Origin of the sequence: Ralstonia sp. R-29, assembly GCF_049913345.1 — a bacterium.
In the GTDB taxonomy this organism is placed as follows: Bacteria; Pseudomonadota; Gammaproteobacteria; order Burkholderiales; family Burkholderiaceae; genus Ralstonia.
Genome location: NZ_CP184378.1, coordinates 919,885 through 940,031, shown reverse-complemented (window position 1 = coordinate 940,031; position 20,147 = coordinate 919,885). Strand labels below are relative to the sequence as shown.

Below are 20,147 nucleotides of genomic sequence, written 5' to 3'. Positions count from 1 at the left end.
CTCTGAATGGCGGTTCTCAATCAAATGACACATCATGAGTAACTATCGGATCGGGCTCCAACCTGCCATCGGGACGCATCGCCGCAGCACGGCCGACAAAGAAAACGTGGCGCCACAACAGACGTCGAATGGACGCGCTGCACGGTCCCGCCAGGGCGCGCTGGCCGAACTGAACGCCAGCCCGCGCGGCACGGCTCGGGCGCCGTTGCGAGCAGCGCAGGTCAATGTGACCGCGCGGCAGCCAGCACCCGTTGCCACTTCCGCCAAGCCGCGTTCGATGCGCACGCCGGGACACGGCACGCAGGGCAGCCAGATCGCCATTCAGCATCATCGCGATCGGGTGCTGACCCAGATCGAACACCTGCCCACCGAAGGCGGCAAGCGTGCCTGGCGCAAGCCGATCGAGACCATGGAGCTGCTCGACCGCCACGTCGCGCACCTGCCGCCCGCGCAGACGATCAGGCTGTTGCAGCAGATGCAGGTGATCCTGAGCATCAAGGACACCCGCACGCGTGACGCCCATCTGCAGCAGTTTGCTGCGAGCCTGCAGCCGCCCATGCACAGGCAGCAGCCACAGCCGGCTATGCAAAGACAGCAACCGCAGCCAGCCATGCAAAGACAGCAGCCACAGCCGCCCATGCAGAGACAGCAGCCACAGCCGCCCATGCAGAGACAGCAACCGCAGCCGGCTATGCAGAGACAACAGCCGCAGCCTGCAAAGCTGTCCTTCAAGGACTTTGAGGGATTGGCGGCGCTGCGTCCTCGCCAAAGTGCGCCCGTGCAAGCGGCTCACGCGCAGGCACCGCAGTACGGTCGCCAGTACGCTCGTCCGACTGCGGCCATGCCGCAACCCGTGCACACGCAGGCTGCCCCCGAGTTGACGCTCGAAGACTTCGAGCGCGATGCGGAAAAGGAGGCGAAATACGACGGCTTTGTGCGCCCCGACTACGCTCAGGCACATGCGGACTACGCAAGCTACCTGGCGCGCCGCAATCCCGCGCCGCAGCGTGCGGCATCGGCCCCGCCCCGCATGCAGAGCGCCGCGGCCCCCGTGTTGAGCCATCACGAGCGTGCGCAGATTCGCCACACTGAAGATGGGCGCGCCCGCTATCACAACGAAATGCCGAACTACCAGCAGGCTTACGCCGATCACCTGGCTCAGCGCCCGGTGGCTCGGCCAAGCTCGGTGCGTCGCACATCGCACACTGCGCGTATGCAACCGCGTCAATTGACCGCGCAGGAGCTGCAGATGATTCACCAGAATGAAGACGCCCGCGCACACCATTTCAACGAAATGCCTGACCACGCCGGTGCGGAAGCCCACTACCGGGCGCAGCACGGGCTTTAAAGCGGACGCATCAGATCGGCGAACTGGGCGCCACCGACTTCAGCGGTACAAACACGTTGCTGCAATCGACGGGTGCGGCCGAGCCCGGTGCGCCGGTCACGGTCACGTCATTGGACGACGACGTGACGATGCCGCTGGCAAAGCCGACCGGCCCCGTGCCGCCAAACGTGAAGTGCACATCAGCCGGAGAGGCGGGGCCGCCGTCGTGCGCGCCCTCGAACGTCGGCTGTGCGCCGTCAAAGACCACGTTGTCCAGCGTGATCATCAGTGGGTGCTTCTGCTTCTTGGCCTCGTAGCCGAGGAAGGTCATGCTGCGCGCCTTGAGCTTGGCGGTGCCCGTGTCGTGGAAGTTCTTCACAACGATGTTGGTAAAGCTGGGATACAGCTTGCCTTTGCTGCTGCTGTAGAACGGATCGAACACCAACGGTGCCTTGACGTTGCGCATGCAGATGCCGTTGTAGACGACGTTGTCGACATGGCCGCCGCGCGATGCGTCGGACTTGATGCGCAGGCCGCCGCCGCCCGAGCTGTCGTAGCCGTCCATGACGAGGTCGGTGACCAGCATGTTGCTCACGCCCGCGTTGGTTTCACTGCCGATCGACAGACCATGGCCGTAGTAGAAGTGGTTGTGCGCGAAGGTCAGGTTCTTGACGGCGCCGCTGCTGGCCTTGACGGCTACGTGGTCATCGCCCGTGCTGATGTACGAATACGCGAGCAGCACGTTGGTGGACTGCCCGGGGTCGAAGCCATCGGTGTTTTTGACGGTTTCCGGCGTGAAGCATGTGGCGGGGGTGACCTGGTCGGGCGTGGTGCCGGCCGCGCACTTGTAACCGGGCACGGAGTACACCAGGCTCGGCGTCACGATCTTGATGCCCCAGGCGGTGACGCCCGCCGTGCCTGTCGTCACGATATGGAAGTTGGGCGAGTTCTGCACCGTCACGCGGTATAGCGTGAAATTGCTGCCGTTGAAGAGCTGCACCAAGCGTGGGTTCTGCTGGTTCAGGCCCTTGGTCTTGTTCAGGTAGGCGATGTCCCACCACGTGAGGCGGTTGGCGTTCGGGCCGCTGGTGACGAGGCTGCCGCCGCGCCCGTCGATGGTGCCGTCACCCACGATGCCGCTGCCCACGGTGTCGCGCGCGGTGATGAGCGAGTTGCACGATTTGTCGTTGGCCACGGTGGCGGTGCCGCAGGTGCCCAGGCCGTTGTCGTAATCGGCCGGGTTGCGCGAGGCGAATAGCGTGACGCCTTTGTCGATCCACAGCGTCACGCCGGATTTGATGGTCAGCGGGCCGGAGAGAAAGCCCGTTTGCCCGGCGGCGCCCGTCACGAGTTTGACGGCTTGCCCAGCGGGGCACGCGTTGATGGCGGCCTGGATGCGTTTGGTATCCGGCTGCGAGTTGGAGGCGTTGCCGTCCACCGCATCCACCGAGCCGTTGACCGGCGTGATGGTCGCGACAAGCGGCGTGCCGCACACGGCGGTGGGCAGGCTTGGTTCGCTCACGGTGCCCCATTGTGTGGAGACGGGGGCGCCGGCTGCATGGGCGGCGGTGGCGCTTGCCAGGGTTGTCAGTAGGGCCAGGAAGGGTGTGGCTTTCATCGCTGAGGAGGTCTCGTGAAGATCGGTTGTGGTCAAACTTCACGCAAATCCGCACGAACCATGCCATATACCCCCAGGGCGAGGGGTGCCACGTACTACAGCGTGTCCTGACGCCGTGCGTCGCTTGCGTCAAAGAAACGGCAGATTTGGTGAGCTTTTTTGAGAAAGCGGGCAGGCGGGCGGCGTTGTCCTTCGCCCCGTGATGGCTGGCTTCGCCTCTGTGCTGTGTGGCTCGAGGCCTAGCCGCTATGGTGGCTGCTGTACGGTTGGACTTGGCGCATTTGGCGCCCGTCGCCCGCCTGTCGACTTTCGCCACGATTGCCCCATGTATTCGTCCGCATTGCCTTCTGCAGACGCGCTGATTGCGCGCATTGATCGATGCATCCGCCAGGCAGCCGAGGCCGCCGAACTCGTGGCCCGGCATGAGGCGCTCTACGCGGTCGCGCAGACGCTCAAGTCCGAGATTCTGGAATTCGCGTCCAAAGAGCCGGACGACGAGGCTGTCATGCGCTGCGTACAGGCGCTGCACGAGCAGGTTGCCGCGTTCAAGCAGATGCACCCGGTTGCGCGGTTGCCGTACTCGCCCGAGCTGGATACGCGCTATCCGTTTCGGGACGCAGCGGCTGAGCCGATCATCATCCATACGCTGTCCGAAGCCGGTCACCCGGCGGGGACCTCGCGAAGCTACCCGGCCGATGCGGTCTGGCCCTATCTGCAGGCCGAGGCCGCGCCCGACGCGCGCGGCGCGCTGTACCACCGCAAGCTGCTGTGCCGGCCCATGCGCTTTGAAGACCTGCGCGACGCGCGCGAACACGCCCTCGTCGGCGAACGCGGCGTGTTTGCGGTGCGGGATATTGCGGCGGGCGAATGCCTGGGTGTGTACGGAGGCCGGCTGATGACGCCCGCCACCTACTACACGTGCACTGAGGATTCGTTCGTGCTGTCCACTACGGCAGACGGTATCGAATCGTGGGTGGACGGCGAGAACATCCTGGCGATGGCCAACACCGTGTTTGCCTACACCGGCAACGAACCGGATCGGCAGGCCGAGGTGGGCTACAACATGGAGGCCGCCGTGTTCCTGGCTGCGTCACGCTGCGGGCGGCGCTTTTCCATCCGCGCGTTCTTTACTACCGAGCCTGTGGCGGCCGGCACCGAACTGCGTTGGAACTATCGTTACCCGTCGACGCTAATCAGGCAGCGGTTTGGTGCCCGCCCCGCCGATTGAGTGCGGTGGTGGGAGCTGGGTTGCCGCTGCCTATTGCAGCATCTGCGAGCGCTGCTTGAGCGCGGCAATCAGCAGGTTGACTTCGTCGAGCAGCGCTTCTTCGTAGATGCCCGGCACGGGTTCGTCGCTGGTCATCAACATGGCGTTGTTGATCTCGCGCCGGAAGGCTTGCTCGATGGCGGCGCATTCGCTGGCGGGCACGTGCGGAAAGACTGCGGCAATGAAGCGGCTCAGTACGACAACGCGTGCACCGAGTTTTGAGACATTGGCGAGGTTGGTGTTGATCGAGGCGTTCAACGCCTCAAGCTCGTTTGGATCGATCATCGCGGTTCAGGTGGGGCAGCAACATATCGCGCCCACGCCGCCAGGCGGGACGCTGCGTCGATTGTGCGGCCGCCCGCCAGCTGAAAAGCTCAACAATTCTCGTCCCCTCCCACCGGGGCCGGCCCTGTTCCGGCCCGTCGGCGGTGTTTACTTGACCGTGCTCGCGTCCACCCACTGGTAGCCAAGCTTGGTAATGCCGTTCACCAGGCTTTGAAAATCGTGGAACGCATTGGATGCGGCCGTACCCTGCATGTCCGAATCGATCCAGAACGGATGGAAGAAAAACGATGCAAAACCATCACGCACCACCCATGCGTACTGCGCGTTCAGATAGAGGTCTTGCCATGTGTAGGTCAGACACGAGAACGGATCGACGCTGCAGATGTTGTATTCGATATTGCCCAGGTTCTCCGGAATGATGCGTTGCCCGTAGTAGTCGGCATTGATCACGTAGGGGAAGAACTGCCCCACCGCAAACGCATGGTTGTTAGCCGTGGAATTGAGCGTGTACAGATCCGAATTGCTGCAGGTGTTGTAGAGCTTCGTGACGCTGTTGTAGGTGTTGTTGGTGCACGCGAAGTACACGACGCGCTGGTACGTCGACGTAAAGCGCGGCGGCACCGCCTGGATCGACAGCGGCGAGGACTCATAGTGCGGCGCCTCCCATGCAAAGGGGGTGTAGCCGTTGCTGGTGAACTGCTGCAGGCCCGCATCGAGCCGTCCACCCGCCCATTGCACGGAGTCGTCGTCAGTGGGCGTGTTGTTGACCGCATACCAGAACTCGAAGTCATTGCCGCTGACGGCGTTGTCGATGTTGGCCACGTTCTCGTACTGGTGGGTGTAGCCGTGCATCACCACCTTGCCGCCATGTTTGAGTGCATAGTTCAGCGCCGATCGCAGCCCCGTTGCATTGGCCAGCGGGATGGTTTCCGGCACGCCGCCGTTGTAGTAGCCGTTTGGGTCGGTGTACACGGGGATGGTCGCCATCGAAAACGGAACGTGCACCGAGTACAGATAGTCCGTCAGCTTCTTCATCGAGCTGGTGGTGGTGTAGGCGTTCAGGTCTTCAAAGCGCACCATGGCCCGGTGCGTATACACCGTAGATGGGCTGTCGCCCATGATGTCGTGCAGCAAGTCGCAGAACGCCAGGTAGCGGTCACGGGGCCCGATGTAGGAAAACGGAATGTCGGCGACATACCAGAAGTTGCCGGCCTGCACCACGTAGGGCGCCACGGCACTGGTCTGGCTGTCGGTGATGTTGACCAGCACCTTGGCCTTGGTGGCGTCCGTCACCTGCGTGATGCCGATGTCGGGGTCGGCACTGACCGCGCCGGTGGTGGCATTGAAGGCGTAGTACTTCACCATCGACATGCCCTTGTACGTCACGGTGTCGTAGAACCCGGGGTTTGGATTGCTCGACGATGGGTAGACATTGCCGTTGAAGCCATAGAGCTGGTTGAACTGCACCCCGAACTTTTGCGTAAAGGTTGGGTTGGCGTAGTCGGTCGTGTCCCAGGCGAGTTCCCACAGGTTGTACTTGAACCACACCACGGAGGTGGTGGTGGTCATGACGTCGTGCAGAAACGCCGGTGGAATGGGGTTGTTGTAGTAGCTGCCCATATAGAACGTGACCTGATTGGCCTGCGCCATCCCGGCCGTGTAGTTCTGCACCGGCATCAGGTTGACGTTGGTGTTCCAGTGGCCCAGCAGGTTGCGCAGCATGATCGCGTACGCAAAACCCAGGTTGGTATAGGGCGTGTTAGGCGGCGCGTCGTACAGCACGAGCACATTGATGGGTGTTGCGGCTTGCGCAGACGGCACCGTCGACGGGCGCGTCATTGCCACCAGCAGGCAGAGCGCCAGCAGGCCAGTCAATAGCAGTTTTTTCATGATCGGCCCCTAGTTCACCCACACATTGCCGTTCTGGCGCTGCACTGCGTCGGGCGCTGCCATGGCGCCGCCCCGGCTGTGCCCGTGCTCGGCTTCGCGCATCAAGGAACGTGGCATGCCGGGCAGGACCATCGTCGGCACCGTGGGTTGCGGCGGGGGAACCACCTTGCCGTCTTTCATGTGGGAATTGGGTTGGGGTGGGGCACCGCCGGCGCCCGTGCCGGTCGGCCCGGCGGCCACCGCCATACCGCTACCTGCCGCCAGCAAACTGGCCCATGCCAATGCCAGCAATCGTTGTTTGGTCGTCATGCTGTGTCTCCTTTGCCAAAACAACAAAGCCGAACGCCGCGCGCACTCCGCTGCGGCGTGCCTGTCCCAGTTTCCCGACGGCAGATAGGCGCGTGGGCTATCTGGCGCGGTGTCCCCCTGAAAAGTGTGCGTACTACCGTTCTAGTGACGTGGCTTGGGCCTCCATGGTGCGGACGGCATCGTGCGCGCTCGCGCCCTCTGGCTGACGTGGGCGGATTCTGTTTCGTTTTTGGATGGTGGTGCACAGCCGCATGCCGGGCGCCCTTGCATGGGGTGCCGGTAAGTGCCGAAGACGCGTGCGGTGGTTAGCATGGGCGGCCTCCATGCGGCCACGTCAGCGGCAGAACCGTCGCGGGTTCACGCCATTGCCGTTGGCCGTATCCATGAGGCGCGGTGTGGATTTCAAAAGCGAGCGAAGATCATGCCACCCGCCGCAGGGGTTTGAATTTGCTTGGCTTTCTGAAACAGCGTGTGGCGGCGACGACGGAAACTTGCCGATTCTGTTTCATTCTTGAATCGGCATTCGGCGGGTTTTGAGCCCTTTTGGGGCCTGTTGTGTTGCCTGCCTGGGCACGCAGAAACTTACTCGAGTGGTATCGGCTCGTCTTCCGGCAATGCCGTGTCGTCGCTTTCCGGCAGCCCGGGAGGGTGGGCCGGTGCACCCTTTTCCCGGTAGGCGGCGGGCGGCACGCCAAACTGCTTGCGGAACTCGCGGCCCAGGTGGGATGCATCGGCAAAGCCGCAACCCAGGGCGATGTCGGCCACCGTGCGGTCGGAGCTGGTCAGCAGCCACGCGGCCGTGCGCAGGCGCACCTGCTTCGCAAACGCCTGTGGGCTCTTGCCGGTTTCGGCCTTGAACAGGCGCTCGAGTTGCCGGGTGGACATGTCGAGCTTGTAGGCCAGCTCCTCCAGCGGCAGCGCACGCCCAACGTGCTGCTCCATCAACAGAATCGCGCGTTTGACCTTCGGGTGCGTGGCTGGCTCCAACCCCGGAGGATGCGGCTGTGGCGCGTTGCCCTTCTGCATTTCTCCGACGAGCAGGATGCGCAGCGCCTTCTGCACGGTTGCATGATCGAAATGGCGCAGGAGGATCGCCGCCGCCACATCAATCGATGCCCGCCCGCCCGAACAGGTGATGCGGCGCCGGTCGATTACGAACAGACGATCGGCGATCAGCAGATCCGGGTTGGCAGCGGGAAAGCGTTCGAGGAAATCCCAGTAGTGGAACCAGCTCACGCACGCGCGATGACCCTCCAATACGCCCGCGCGCATCAGTGTGAACACGCCGGTGCAGATGCCCACGATGGTTGCACCCGCGGCGGCCGTGCGGCGGATGAACTCCAGCGTTTCCGGCCCCGCCTGCGGGCCCGAGTGCAGCAGCCCGCCCACGACCACCACGTAATCGAACGGTTGGGCCTCGTCAAAGGTTTCCCACGGCGTGATCTGGATACCGCAACTGGCGCGCACCGGAGCGAGTGTCTCGCCAATCACACTCCACGCGCACCGTACGGGTTTGCTGTAGTCGCCGTCGTCGGCAGACAGCCGCAGCATGTCGACGAACCCCGAGAACGCGGTCAGCGTGAAGTTCGGCAGCAGCACGATGCCAAAGCGGATGCGCTTGGAGGCCGCGGCAGGCACGGATTCGGAGGCGGCTGAAGCGGCTAAGGCGCGTACATCGGGTGCGTCGGGTGTCATTGCGGCCAGTCTTGGGTGCCCGGCGGGCAGCGTCTGTGTATTGGGTAAAACCGGCAATCTGCGCCCGCACGGTGCTGTCAGCGTCGCCGATTGGTTGTGCGCGGACTTGTGGTTTTCCGCCGCAAATCATCGCCAATACGTCCACGGCGGTGGGCCTGCGGGGGCTTGGCGGCGCTATCCCACGCCGATGCCGTTTTTGTTCTATCTGCCAATTTTAGGCTTTGGTGTACTGGCGGCCAACGTCATTCAACGCGTCCCCACGCAAAGGCTGCCAGATGAACGTCAGCGCGTTCGACCTGTTCAAGATCGGCATCGGCCCGTCCAGCTCGCACACGGTCGGCCCGATGATTGCCGCTTGCCGCTTCGCCTCGCATATCGAAGACGCCAACCTGCTGGGCTTCGTGCGCCGCGTGCGAGTGGAGTTGTACGGATCGCTGGGCGCCACGGGCAAGGGGCATGGCACTGATAAGGCCGTGCTACTCGGCCTGGAAGGCCATCTGCCTGACACCATCGACCCCGACCTGATCGCGCCACGCCTCGCGGCCATCCGTACAGACAAGTCGCTGCTGCTGCTTGGCAAGCAGGCGATCCGCTTTGAAGAAAAGGAGCAGATCGGCTTCTACCGCAAGCTGATGAGCGGCACGGGCATCGTGCACCCGAACGGCATGCGCTTCCAGGCGTTTGACGAGCACGGGCAACTGCTGGTCGAGAAGGAGTATTACTCGGTCGGCGGCGGCTTCGTCGTCAACCGCGAAGGCGATCGTGTGAACGGCGTGCGCGCGGCGGCCGAAGTGCCGTATCCGTTCCGCACGGGCGACGACTTGATGCGGCAGTGCCGCGAGCACGGGCTGTCGATTGCTGAGCTGATGCTGCGCAACGAATGTGCGCTGCGCCCCGAGCCAGCCGTGCGCGAAGGCCTGCTCACGATCTGGCGCACGATGGCCGCCTGCGTGGAGCGCGGCTGCAAGGCCGAAGGCGAGTTGCCCGGCCCGATGCGCGTAAAGCGCCGCGCGGCCGAACTGAACGCCCGCCTGCGCGCCCGCTCGGAAGAATCGCTGCGCGATCCGCTGTCGATGCTCGACTGGGTCAACCTGTATGCGATGGCCGTCAACGAAGAGAACGCTGCGGGCGGCCGCGTTGTGACCGCGCCCACGAATGGCGCGGCCGGCGTGATCCCTGCCGTGCTGCATTACTACGTGAAGTTTGTGCCGGGCTCGAACGATGCCGGCATCGTTGAATTCCTGCTCACCGCAGCGGCCATCGGGATCATCTACAAGGAAACCGCTTCGATCTCGGGCGCAGAAGTCGGCTGTCAGGGCGAAGTGGGCGTTGCGTGCTCGATGGCCGCTGCCGCGCTGGCTGCTGTGATGGGCGGCACGCCAGACCAGGTCGAAAACGCCGCCGAGATCGGCATGGAACACAACCTCGGCATGACTTGCGACCCGGTAGGCGGCCTGGTGCAGATTCCGTGCATCGAGCGCAATGCGATGGGTGCGATCAAGGCGCTGAACGCGTCGCGCATGGCGCTCAAGGGCGACGGCACCCACTACGTGTCGCTCGATTCCGTCATCAAGACGATGCGCGAAACCGGCGCCGATATGAAAACGAAATACAAGGAAACGTCGCGCGGCGGATTGGCCGTGAACGTCATCGAATGCTAATGAAGGGGCAACCACAATGAGCCGCTACTCGATATTCAGCCTGTTCCGCAACGGCCTCTCGTATCACGAGAACTGGGAAAAGCAGTGGAAGAGCCCGGAGCCGAAGCAGGAATACGACGTCGTGATCGTCGGCGGCGGCGGGCATGGCCTGGCCACGGCGTACTACCTGGCCAAGGAGCACGGCATCACGAACGTGGCGATCCTGGAGAAGGGCTGGATCGGCGGGGGCAACACCGCACGCAATACGACGATCGTGCGCTCGAACTATCTGTGGGACGAGTCGGCCGCGCTGTATGAGAAGGCCATGAAGCTGTGGGAAGGGCTGTCGCAAGACCTGAACTACAACGTGATGTTCAGCCAGCGCGGCGTGTTGAACCTAGCCCATACGCTGCAGGACGTGCGCGACACCGAGCGCCGCGTGAATGCGAACCGGCTGAACGGCGTCGATGCTGAATTCCTGACACCCGCGCAGATCAAGGAGATCGAGCCGACCATCAACCTGAACAGCCGCTACCCGGTGCTCGGTGCGTCGATCCAGCGCCGTGCGGGCGTTGCCCGCCATGACGCGGTGGCCTGGGGCTTTGCGCGCGGGGCAGACCGTGCGGGTGTCGACATCATCCAGAACTGCCAGGTCACAGGCATTCGCCGCGAAGGCGGTGCGGTGGTCGGCGTGGATACGGTCAAGGGCTTTATCAAGGCGAAGAAGGTGGCGGTGGTGGCCGCCGGCAACACAACCACGCTGGCCGACATGGCCGGCATCCGTTTGCCGATCGAAAGCCACCCGCTGCAGGCGTTGGTGTCCGAGCCGATCAAGCCGGTGGTCAACTCGGTGATCATGTCCAACGCGGTGCACGCGTACATCAGCCAGTCCGACAAGGGCGACCTCGTGATCGGCGCGGGCATCGACCAGTACACGGGCTTTGGCCAGCGCGGCAGCTTCCACATCATCGAAGGCACGCTGCAGGCGATTGTCGAGATGTTCCCGGTGTTCTCGCGCGTGCGGATGAACCGCCAGTGGGGCGGCATTGTGGACGTGTCGCCGGACGCCTGCCCGATCATCAGCAAGACCGACGTGAAAGGTCTCTATTTCAACTGCGGCTGGGGGACCGGCGGCTTCAAGGCGACGCCGGGCTCAGGCTGGGTGTTCGCACACACCATCGCGCGTGACGAACCGCACCCGCTGAACGCGCCGTTCTCGCTCGACCGCTTCTACACCGGCCACCTGATCGACGAGCACGGTGCCGCCGCCGTCGCGCACTGATGCACCACCACGAGGAGAACCCAATATGTTGCTGATCGAATGTCCGTGGTGCGGGCCGCGCGCCGAATCTGAATTCTCTTGCGGCGGGGAAGCCGACATCGTGCGCCCCGTGGACAACGAGACCATGTCCGACCGCGAATGGGGCGAGTACGTGTTCATGCGTGAGAACAAGCGCGGGCTGCACAAGGAGCAATGGTTGCACGCGCAAGGCTGCCGCCGCTGGTTCAAGGTCACGCGCGATACGGTTACCTACGACATCAAGGGCTACGAACGATTCGGCGGCGGCGCCAATGCCGGCCAAGCCGATGCCAACGCTAAGCAAGAAGGGGCGAGCAAATGAGCCAGAAAGACCGTCTCGGTACAGGTGGCCGTATCAACCGTGCGATTCCGCTGACGTTCACGTTCAACGGCCGTACGTATCAGGGGTTCCAGGGCGACACGCTGGCGTCCGCGCTGCTGGCGAACGGCGTGCACTTTGTCGCGCGCAGCTTCAAGTACCACCGCCCACGCGGCATCATGACGGCCGACGTCGCCGAGCCGAATGCGGTGGTGCAGTTGGAAACCGGGCCGTACACGGTGCCGAATGCCCGCGCGACCGAGATCGAGCTGTATCAGGGGCTGGTGGCCACGAGCGTGAACGCCGAGCCGTCGCTGGAGAATGATCGCTATGCGATCAACCAGAAGTTCGCGCGTTTCCTGCCGGCGGGCTTCTACTACAAGACGTTCATGTGGCCGCGCAAGATGTGGCCGAAATACGAAGCAAAGATTCGCGAAGCCGCCGGCTTGGGCAAGGCCCCCGACATGCGCGACGCCGAACGCTACGACAAGTGCTACGCACACTGCGACGTGCTCGTCGTGGGCGGTGGACCGACGGGGCTCGCGGCGGCGCATGCTGCGGCGGTATCGGGCGCACGGGTCATCCTCGTCGACGACCAGCGCGAGCTTGGCGGCAGCCTGCTGTCGAGCCGCGCGGAGATCGACGGCAAGCCCGCGCTGCAGTGGGTCGAGAAGATCGAGGCGCAACTGCGCAAGCTGCCCGATGTGACCATCCTCTCGCGTAGCACGGCATTCGGTTATCAGGATCACAACTTGGTCACCGTTACGCAGCGCCTGACGGATCATCTGCCGATCTCGATGCGCAAGGGCACGCGCGAGCTGCTGTGGAAGGTACGTGCGAAGCGCGTGATTCTGGCCACGGGCGCGCAAGAGCGGCCTATCGTGTTCGGCAACAACGACCTGCCGGGGGTGATGCTCGCGGGCGCGGTCTCGGCGTATATCCATCGCTACGGCGTGCTGCCCGGGCGCGAGACGGTCGTGTTCACGAACAACGACCACGGCTACCAGGCTGCGCTCGATCTGAAGGCTTGCGGCGCGAAGGTGACGCTGGTGGATTCGCGTGCTGCCAGTAATGGCGCACTGCCTGCCGCTGCAAAACATCAGGGCGTGACGGTGATGAGCGGGGCGGTGGTGACGACGGCGGCCGGCAAGTTGCGCGTGTCGTCGGTGGAAGTCGCCTCGTACGCAAATGGCAAGCTCGGTGCCAAGCTGGCGACGCTGCCGTGCGATCTGGTTGCCACGTCGGGCGGCTTCAGCCCGGTATTGCACTTGTTTGCGCAATCGGGCGGCAAAGCGCAGTGGAGCGACAGCAAGGTTTGCTTTGTACCGGGCAAGAGCCTGCAGGCGGAGCAGAGCATTGGCGCTGCGGCGGGTGAATTCAGCTTTGCGGCCGCGTTGCAACAGGCGATGGATGCCGGCGTTCAGGCAGCGCAAGCTGCGGGTTTGCCCGCTGTGCAGTCTCCTGCAGCACCTAGGGTTACGGAGGTGGCCGAGGGCGTCTTGCAGCCGCTCTGGCTGATCGGCACACCCGAAGCCGCCACGCGCGGGCCGAAGCAGTTTGTCGACTTCCAGAACGACGTGGCGGTGACGGACATCCTGCTTGCCGCGCGCGAGGGCTTTGAGTCGGTGGAGCACGTCAAGCGCTATACCGCCATGGGCTTCGGCACCGATCAGGGCAAGCTCGGCAACATCAACGGCATGGCGATTCTGGCGCAGGCGTTGGGCAAGTCGATTCCGGAGACGGGTACGACCACGTTCCGCCCCAACTACACGCCGGTGTCGTTCGGCACGTTTGCCGGGCGTGAGTTGGGCAACTTCCTCGACCCGGTACGCAAGACTTGCGTGCACGAATGGCACGTCGAGCATGGCGCGTTGTTTGAAGACGTCGGCAACTGGAAGCGCCCGTGGTATTTCCCGAAGAAGGGGGAAGACCTGCACGCCGCCGTGAAGCGCGAATGCCTGGCGGTGCGCAACAGCGTCGGCATTCTGGATGCTTCCACGCTCGGCAAGATCGACATCCAGGGCCCGGATGCGGTCAAGCTGCTGAACTGGATGTACACCAACCCGTGGGGCAAGCTGGAAGTCGGCAAGTGCCGCTATGGGCTGATGCTCGACGAGAACGGCATGGTGTTCGACGATGGCGTGACCGTGCGCCTGGCCGACCAGCATTTCATGATGACGACCACCACGGGTGGCGCCGCGCGCGTGCTTACGTGGCTGGAGCGCTGGCTGCAAACCGAGTGGCCGGACATGAAGGTGCGGCTGTCGTCGGTGACGGACCACTGGGCGACGTTTGCTGTGGTGGGCCCCAAGAGCCGCAAGGTCGTGCAGAAGGTGTGTCAGGACATCGACTTCGCCAACGAGGCATTCCCGTTCATGAGCTACCGCAACGGCACGGTGGCCGGTGCGAAGGCGCGCGTGATGCGCATCAGCTTCTCGGGTGAACTGGCCTACGAGGTGAACGTGCCGGCCAACGCGGGCCGCGCCGTGTGGGAAGCGCTGATGGCGGCCGGTGCCGAGTTCGACATTACGCCGTACGGCACCGAAACCATGCACGTGCTGCGCGCGGAGAAGGGCTACATCATCGTCGGCCAGGACACGGACGGTTCGGTCACGCCGTATGACCTGGGCATGGGTGGCCTGGTCGCCAAATCGAAGGATTTCCTCGGTAAGCGTTCGCTCACGCGTTCGGACACGGCCAAGGAAGGCCGCAAGCAGTTCGTCGGCCTGCTCACCGAAGATGACCAGTTCGTGCTGCCGGAAGGCGCGCAGATTGTGGCGAAGGACACGCAGGTGGGGACCGTCGAGTGGACGCCGGCCCCCGTGCCGATGCTGGGCCATGTCACTTCGAGCTACTACAGCCCGATCCTGAAACGCTCGATTGCGCTGGCGGTGGTGAAGGGCGGTTTGAGCAAGATGGGCGAGAGCGTGGTGATTCCGCTGGCCAATGGCAAGCGCGTCACTGCGACGATCTCAAGCCCGGTTTTCTACGATACGGAAGGGGTGCGCCAACATGTGGAATGAATCGAGAGCCGAAGCGCAGGTGGCGAGCATGAGCAGCGTCCGTCTTGAGTCGCCCTTCGTTGGTGCAGCTGACCTGCTGAAGTCGCGGCAGGCCCGGGCGCCAGAAAAGTTCATGCTGCGCGAGCGGCCGTTTCTTGACCTCGTCAACGTGCGCGGCGAGTTGAACGACCCGGCGTTTGTGTCCGCCTTTGAACGCGTGGTGGGTTGTCGCCCACCGGTTACACCCAACACCGTTGCGCGCAGTACCGACTACGACGTGCTGTGGCTCGGCCCTGACGAATGGCTCGTGCGCTCGGCGGTGCCGGTGCAGACCGGGGTGCTGGAGGCGAAGCTGGCCGAAGCCGTGCAGGGCTCGTATGCGGCAGCTGTGGACGTGGGCAGTGGCTACGCGGTGGTCGAGATCAGCGGCAATTGCACGCGCGATGTGCTGGCGCGCGGGTGCCCGCTCGACTTGCATCCGCGCATCTTCAAGCCGGGGCAGTGTGCGCAATCGCACTACTTCAAGGCATCGATCGTGTTGATCCCGACTGGGGATGACGCATACGAGATCGTCGTGCGTCGCAGCTTTGCTGATTACTTCATCCGCATCATGCTCGATGCGGCCACGCCGCTGACGACATGAAGCCGATCGAAACCGCGTTCCATGCTTCGCTCCCCGCGCTCGATATGCCGTTGCTGCCCGGGCGCGGCTGGAGCGTGTTTGTCGACGCGCTCACTGTGCCGGTGCGCATTGGCATTCATCCGCACGAACACAATGCGCCGCAGCCCATCGTGATTGACGCGCGCCTCGGCTACGCCTGCGAGCCGCGCGAGGAATCCGACTGGATCGACTACGAGCGCTATTGCGCGGGCATCACTGCGTTCCTCGCAGAAAAAGCGCATACGCGCTTGCTGGAGACGCTGGTGGCGGAGTTGGCAGCGTTCTCGTTCCGAGAATGGCCGGCGCTCGGCACCCTGAGTTTGGCGGTGCATAAGCCGAAGATCCGGCCGGGCACGCAGCGCGTGGGCGTTGCGCTGGAATGGACGCGTGCCGACTACCTTCGGCGCAGTGGAAAGGCTGCCTGATCAGCCCTCGCGCCGATGGCGTCGGCGTTCAAGCGCGTGTCGGTTTTAGCATCAAATATTGGGGTTCTGGAGACTACTCTCGTAGTGTCGCCGCTGTCTTGCTGACGGGCTGGGCAGCGGCGCGATTCGACAATACGAGGAGGAAATCCAATGAAAAAAGTCGCACTGGGCTCGGCGCTTGGCTCGAGCATCGCGCTGATGCTGTCCGCGCCCGCTTTTGCACAAAGCAGCGTCACGCTCTACGGCGTGATCGACCAAGGCATCAACTACACGAACAACGTCGGCGGAAAGAGCCTGGTCGAAATGGCCAGCGGTTTTGCGCAAGGCAGCCGCTGGGGGCTGAAGGGCTCCGAAGACCTCGGCGGCGGCACCAAGGCGCTGTTCCAGCTCGAAAGCGGCTTCAATGCCGACACCGGCAGGGCGGGCCAAGGCGGCTTGCTCTTCGGGCGCCAGGCATACGTTGGGCTTTCCGACAATCGGTTCGGCACCGTTACGTTCGGGCGCCAGTACGACTCGGTGATCGACTATCTGTCGCAGACCACGGCTGCCGGAAACTGGGGCGGCACCATGTTCGGCCACCCTTACGACAACGACAACTTCATCTACTCGTTCCGCGTCAACCACAGCGTCAAGTACACGAGCCCGGTCTGGTCGGGATTCCAGTTTGGCGGCACCTACGGCTTCAGCAACGATACGAGCTTCGCAAAGAACCGCCAGTACAGCGCGGGGATGCAATACACGAATGGCGGGCTGTTGCTGGCAGCCGGGTATCTACAGGCAGACAACCCATCGTCTACGGCGGGCGGCGCCATCAACAATGGCGGCGACCAGAACTTTCTCGCCAACCGTCTGCGCATCTTTGGTGCTGGCATCAATTACACGTTCGGCGCAGCGACGGTAGGTTTCGCGTACTCCAATACGAATCTGAACCAGCCGCAGTCGACCGAGTACATTTCCGGGTCGATCGTGCCAGCCGGCGGGACATTGAATTCACTGCGCTTCCAGAACCTTGAGGCGAACTTCAAATACCAGTTCACCCCCGCGTTCTATGCCGGTGCGCTGTATACGCTTACCTTGGAGAACTTCCATGGGTCGTCCGGTGATGCCACGCCGAAAGTGCATGCCTTCGGGGTGATGGCAGACTACAACTTCTCCAAGCGCACGGACATCTACTTCCAGGGCGCCTATCTGCACGTTGCCGGCGGCAAGACGGGTACAGCATTGGATTTGGCTGATCTGCCCGGAGCGGCAAATGCTTCGTCGACGGCGAATCAGTTCCAGGCCCGCATCGCGCTCCGCCACAAGTTCTGATGTTGCGCTGCCTGTCTCCAGGGTCTGTTTACCTATGCAACGTGCGCCCGTTGTCCCCGAATTTGCGAGATCCGGGGCCAACCCAAATGCCCCTTGCGGGCGTACGTTCCATATGTAAACGGACCCTAGGTAGACAGGCAGATAGATTGGGAAATTGCCCGGCCCTCCGCATGACGCGGGGGCCGGTTTTTTTTCTACGAGAGATTGTCCGCCGCGGCTGAGTAGGGCGCAGTTTGACCAGCCGTTTCGTCCGATGCCAATGCCTCCAAGGCAACGCCACGGGTTTCGATGCCGAGCGCCCATACCGCTGCTGCCGCCACCGTAAATGACAGCGCGCCCAGGGTGAACACACCGCCTTGGCCGAAGACCGGCAACACCACCCCCACTACGTAAGGGCCAATCAGCGAGCCGACGCGGCCGATGGCCGATGCGAAGCCCGACCCGGTCGCGCGCGCGCCGGTGCCATATTGCTCAGGCGTGTACGTGTACAGCACCGCCCACATGCCGAACAGGAAGAACTGCATGGCTAAACCGGTGCAGATGAGCAGCGTGACGCTGCCACCGTGCAGCGCACTCTGGCCGTACAGATACGCCATGGCGCCACCACCCAGCAAGGACGCAATACAGGTCGGCTTACGCCCCCAGCGTTCTACCAACCACGCTGCGCACAGAAAACCCGGCACACCGCCCAATGAGATCAATACCGTGTAGTACACCGACTGCGTGACCGCGAAACCCGCCTGCTGCAGTAGCGCACCCAGCCACGACGTCAGTCCATAGAAGCCGAGCAATGCGAAGAACCACAACAGCCAGACCATTGTTGTGCGGCGGCGATAGGGCTCGCTCCAGATTTCGCGCAAGGCGCTATGCCCCTGTGCCGGCGTGGCGGCCCGGTGCGGTGCTGGGGTGGGCAGCGCAGATAGGCCGGTCGATCGCATCACCTTGGCTTCGATATTGCGCATGACGGTATCCGCTTCGGCATGCCGGCCGGCGTGTTCCAGCCAGCGCGGCGATTCCGGTACTGCGCGACGCACGATCAGCACAAAGAACGCAGGCACCGCCAGCAACGCAAACACCGCGCGCCAGCCAAACTGAGGCAGCACGAAGTACGAAACGATGCCGGCCGTGATGAAGCCTAGCGGCCAGAAGCCATCCATCAATGCAATCAGACGGCCCCGGTTTGCGGCGGGCACGAATTCCGACAGCAGCGTTTGCGCCACCGGAAACTCCATCCCCATCCCAATACCCAGCAGCACGCGCCACACGATCAGCGCCTCCACGTTTTGGGCGGTTGAACACAGGTACGACGCCACGCCCCACAACACCATGCTCCACTGGAACACCGGCCGGCGCCCAAAGCGGTCTGCCAGCAGACCGGCAACCGCCGCGCCGATCACCATGCCGAAGAAGCTGGAACTAGCGACCAGGCCGGCCGTGGCGGTGGATAGCCCGAACTCCTTCTTGATCGAGCCGAGCACGAACGTCATCGTCGCCAGGTCGACCGAATCAAAGAAGAAGGCGATGGCGATGATGACGAAGATCAGCTTGTGATAACCGGAAAACGGCAGGCGTTCGAGCCGCGCGCCGGCGCTCGCGTGGGCAGCATCTGGAAACGTGGTAGGCATGGCGTCCTCATCCTTGAGTGAAGGGGTTGGATCACCAGTAGACGCGGTTGGACACTGCCGCTCTGGAGCAAAACCGTCGCGGGTCTGCGTAATTACGACATGGCGTCCGCTATGCCGCTTGTGGCATCTCGTTGCGATGTCGGTGCCGGCCAAGCGCGCGTCGTGTTTTGCACATCGGCACCCTGGGGCTCACGGCTACGCTCAAAGACGCTGCCGTGCTGGTCTACTTGGCCTATGTGGCAGCCGCGCGAATCTACAAGACATGGAGACAAGGCTATGAGCAACAACCGAGGCGTCGTCTATCTTGGCCCAGGCAAGGTCGAGGTGCAGAACATCGACTATCCGAAAATGGTCGACCCCAGTGGCCGCTCGATCGGCCATGGGGTGATCCTCAAGGTGGTGAGCACGAACATCTGCGGGTCGGATCAGCACATGGTGCGTGGGCGCACGACTGCGCCGGTGGGGCTGGTGCTCGGTCACGAGATCACCGGTGAAGTGGTCGAGGTCGGCCGCGATGTCGAGACGCTGAAGATTGGCGATCTGGTGTCGGTGCCATTCAACGTTGCCTGCGGGCGCTGCGCGATGTGCAAGGAGCAACACACCGGTGTGTGCCTGAGCGTCAACCCGGCACGCGCGGGCGGTGCGTACGGTTACGTCGACATGGGCGGCTGGATTGGCGGACAGGCGGAATACGTACTGGTGCCGTATGCCGACTTCAACCTGCTGAAGTTCCCCGACCGCGATCAGGCGATGGCCAAGATCCGCGATCTGACCTGCCTGTCGGACATCCTGCCGACGGGTTATCACGGCGCCGTGACTGCTGGCGTCAAGCCCGGCTCTACGGTCTACATTGCCGGGGCCGGTCCGGTCGGCATGGCAGCGGCCGCGTCGGCGCGCTTGCTGGGCGCGGCCTGCACGATTGTCGGCGACATGAATCCGGCGCGTCTGGCGCACGCCAAGGCGATGGGCTTTGAAGTGGTCGATCTATCGAAGGACGCGACGCTTGGCGAGCAGATTGCCGCCATTCTCGGCACGCCCGAGGTGGATTGCGCAGTCGATTGCGTCGGCTTCGAGGCGCACGGCCACGGTTCCGATCACGCGGAAGAAGCGCCCGCCACGGTGCTGAATTCGCTGATGGAGATCACGCGTCCGGCCGGCGCCATCGGCATCCCTGGGTTGTACGTAACGGATGACCCCGGCGCGAAGGATGTCGCCGCAAAGCATGGCGGACTGAGCATCCGCTTCGGCCTTGGCTGGGCGAAGTCGCATTCGTTCCATACTGGGCAGACACCGGTGCTGAAATACAACCGCAACCTGATGCAGGCGATCTTGCACAACCGCCTGCCAATTGCGGAGATCGTCAACGTGACGGTGATCTCGCTCGACAATGCGCCAGAAGGCTACCGCCAGTTTGATGGCGGCGCGCCGCGCAAATTCGTCATCGACCCGCATGGGTTGCTGGCAGCCTGATTG

Annotated in this window: 16 protein-coding genes; 10 read left to right on the top strand and 6 right to left on the bottom strand. The window is 63.5% G+C overall.

Annotation, left to right across the window (positions count from 1 at the left end; translation table 11 throughout):
- Nucleotides 1-34 precede the first annotated feature (34 nt).
- Nucleotides 35-1,348 carry a hypothetical protein gene (locus tag ACN9M1_RS21385; RefSeq protein WP_426400601.1) on the top strand — a complete coding sequence of 438 codons (1,314 nt, stop codon included), beginning with the start codon at nt 35-37 and terminating at the stop codon, nt 1,346-1,348.
- 10 nt (nt 1,349-1,358) lie between these two features.
- Here ACN9M1_RS21385 and ACN9M1_RS21380 read toward each other — a convergent pair whose 3' ends face one another.
- Nucleotides 1,359-2,945 (bottom strand): glycoside hydrolase family 28 protein, encoded by a 1,587-nt coding sequence (locus ACN9M1_RS21380; protein ID WP_426400600.1) that lies wholly within the window; start codon nt 2,943-2,945, stop codon nt 1,359-1,361.
- A gap of 325 nt (nt 2,946-3,270) precedes the next feature.
- Between ACN9M1_RS21380 and ACN9M1_RS21375 the strand changes: the two genes are divergently transcribed.
- Entirely contained in the window at nt 3,271-4,173 is a 903-nt protein-coding gene (locus ACN9M1_RS21375) for a type III effector protein (protein WP_426400599.1), read from the top strand.
- 30 nt (nt 4,174-4,203) lie between these two features.
- Here the strand turns inward: ACN9M1_RS21375 and ACN9M1_RS21370 are convergent, their stop codons facing one another.
- The 4 genes from ACN9M1_RS21370 to ACN9M1_RS21355 all read right to left on the bottom strand — a co-directional run bounded on the left by ACN9M1_RS21370 (nt 4,204) and on the right by ACN9M1_RS21355 (nt 8,391).
- The gene (locus ACN9M1_RS21370) at nt 4,204-4,497 is read right to left on the bottom strand and encodes a hypothetical protein (protein WP_426400598.1); all 294 of its coding nucleotides are present in this window, start codon (nt 4,495-4,497) and stop codon (nt 4,204-4,206) included.
- 147 nt (nt 4,498-4,644) lie between these two features.
- The gene (locus ACN9M1_RS21365; RefSeq protein WP_426400597.1) at nt 4,645-6,387 is read right to left on the bottom strand and encodes a DUF2334 domain-containing protein; all 1,743 of its coding nucleotides are present in this window, start codon (nt 6,385-6,387) and stop codon (nt 4,645-4,647) included.
- A 9-nt stretch (nt 6,388-6,396) separates the two neighbouring features.
- The gene (locus ACN9M1_RS21360) at nt 6,397-6,696 is read right to left on the bottom strand and encodes a hypothetical protein (protein WP_426400596.1); all 300 of its coding nucleotides are present in this window, start codon (nt 6,694-6,696) and stop codon (nt 6,397-6,399) included.
- A 582-nt stretch (nt 6,697-7,278) separates the two neighbouring features.
- Complete coding sequence (locus ACN9M1_RS21355; RefSeq protein ID WP_426400595.1) at nt 7,279-8,391, bottom strand: GlxA family transcriptional regulator; 1,113 nt, start codon at nt 8,389-8,391, stop codon at nt 7,279-7,281.
- Between the two features lie 275 nt (nt 8,392-8,666).
- On the opposite strand from ACN9M1_RS21355, the gene ACN9M1_RS21350 reads away from it, so the two are divergent.
- From ACN9M1_RS21350 to ACN9M1_RS21320, 7 genes are all read left to right on the top strand, one after another.
- Nucleotides 8,667-10,052, top strand: coding sequence for an L-serine ammonia-lyase (locus tag ACN9M1_RS21350; protein ID WP_426400594.1), 1,386 nt, complete (start codon nt 8,667-8,669; stop codon nt 10,050-10,052).
- A gap of 16 nt (nt 10,053-10,068) precedes the next feature.
- Complete coding sequence (locus ACN9M1_RS21345) at nt 10,069-11,313, top strand: sarcosine oxidase subunit beta family protein (RefSeq protein ID WP_426400593.1); 1,245 nt, start codon at nt 10,069-10,071, stop codon at nt 11,311-11,313.
- A gap of 25 nt (nt 11,314-11,338) precedes the next feature.
- Nucleotides 11,339-11,653 carry a sarcosine oxidase subunit delta gene (locus tag ACN9M1_RS21340; RefSeq protein WP_426400592.1) on the top strand — a complete coding sequence of 105 codons (315 nt, stop codon included), beginning with the start codon at nt 11,339-11,341 and terminating at the stop codon, nt 11,651-11,653.
- Complete coding sequence (locus ACN9M1_RS21335; RefSeq protein ID WP_426400591.1) at nt 11,650-14,673, top strand: sarcosine oxidase subunit alpha family protein; 3,024 nt, start codon at nt 11,650-11,652, stop codon at nt 14,671-14,673. The genes ACN9M1_RS21340 and ACN9M1_RS21335 overlap by 4 nt, the downstream gene beginning before the upstream one ends.
- Nucleotides 14,663-15,295 carry a sarcosine oxidase subunit gamma gene (locus ACN9M1_RS21330; protein WP_426400590.1) on the top strand — a complete coding sequence of 211 codons (633 nt, stop codon included), beginning with the start codon at nt 14,663-14,665 and terminating at the stop codon, nt 15,293-15,295. Before ACN9M1_RS21335 ends, ACN9M1_RS21330 begins: the two co-directional genes overlap by 11 nt.
- Complete coding sequence (locus ACN9M1_RS21325; RefSeq protein ID WP_426400589.1) at nt 15,292-15,738, top strand: dihydroneopterin aldolase; 447 nt, start codon at nt 15,292-15,294, stop codon at nt 15,736-15,738. Before ACN9M1_RS21330 ends, ACN9M1_RS21325 begins: the two co-directional genes overlap by 4 nt.
- 150 nt (nt 15,739-15,888) lie before the next feature.
- Nucleotides 15,889-17,049 (top strand): porin, encoded by a 1,161-nt coding sequence (locus ACN9M1_RS21320; RefSeq protein ID WP_426400588.1) that lies wholly within the window; start codon nt 15,889-15,891, stop codon nt 17,047-17,049.
- A gap of 194 nt (nt 17,050-17,243) precedes the next feature.
- On the opposite strand, the gene ACN9M1_RS21315 is transcribed toward ACN9M1_RS21320, so the two are convergent.
- Nucleotides 17,244-18,674: an MFS transporter gene (locus ACN9M1_RS21315; RefSeq protein WP_426400587.1), complete on the bottom strand. Its 1,431-nt coding sequence runs from the start codon at nt 18,672-18,674 to the stop codon at nt 17,244-17,246.
- 276 nt (nt 18,675-18,950) lie between these two features.
- Between ACN9M1_RS21315 and fdhA the strand changes: the two genes are divergently transcribed.
- Nucleotides 18,951-20,144: a formaldehyde dehydrogenase, glutathione-independent gene (gene fdhA, locus ACN9M1_RS21310; protein ID WP_426400585.1), complete on the top strand. Its 1,194-nt coding sequence runs from the start codon at nt 18,951-18,953 to the stop codon at nt 20,142-20,144.
- The last annotated feature ends 3 nt before the right edge of the window (nt 20,145-20,147 follow it).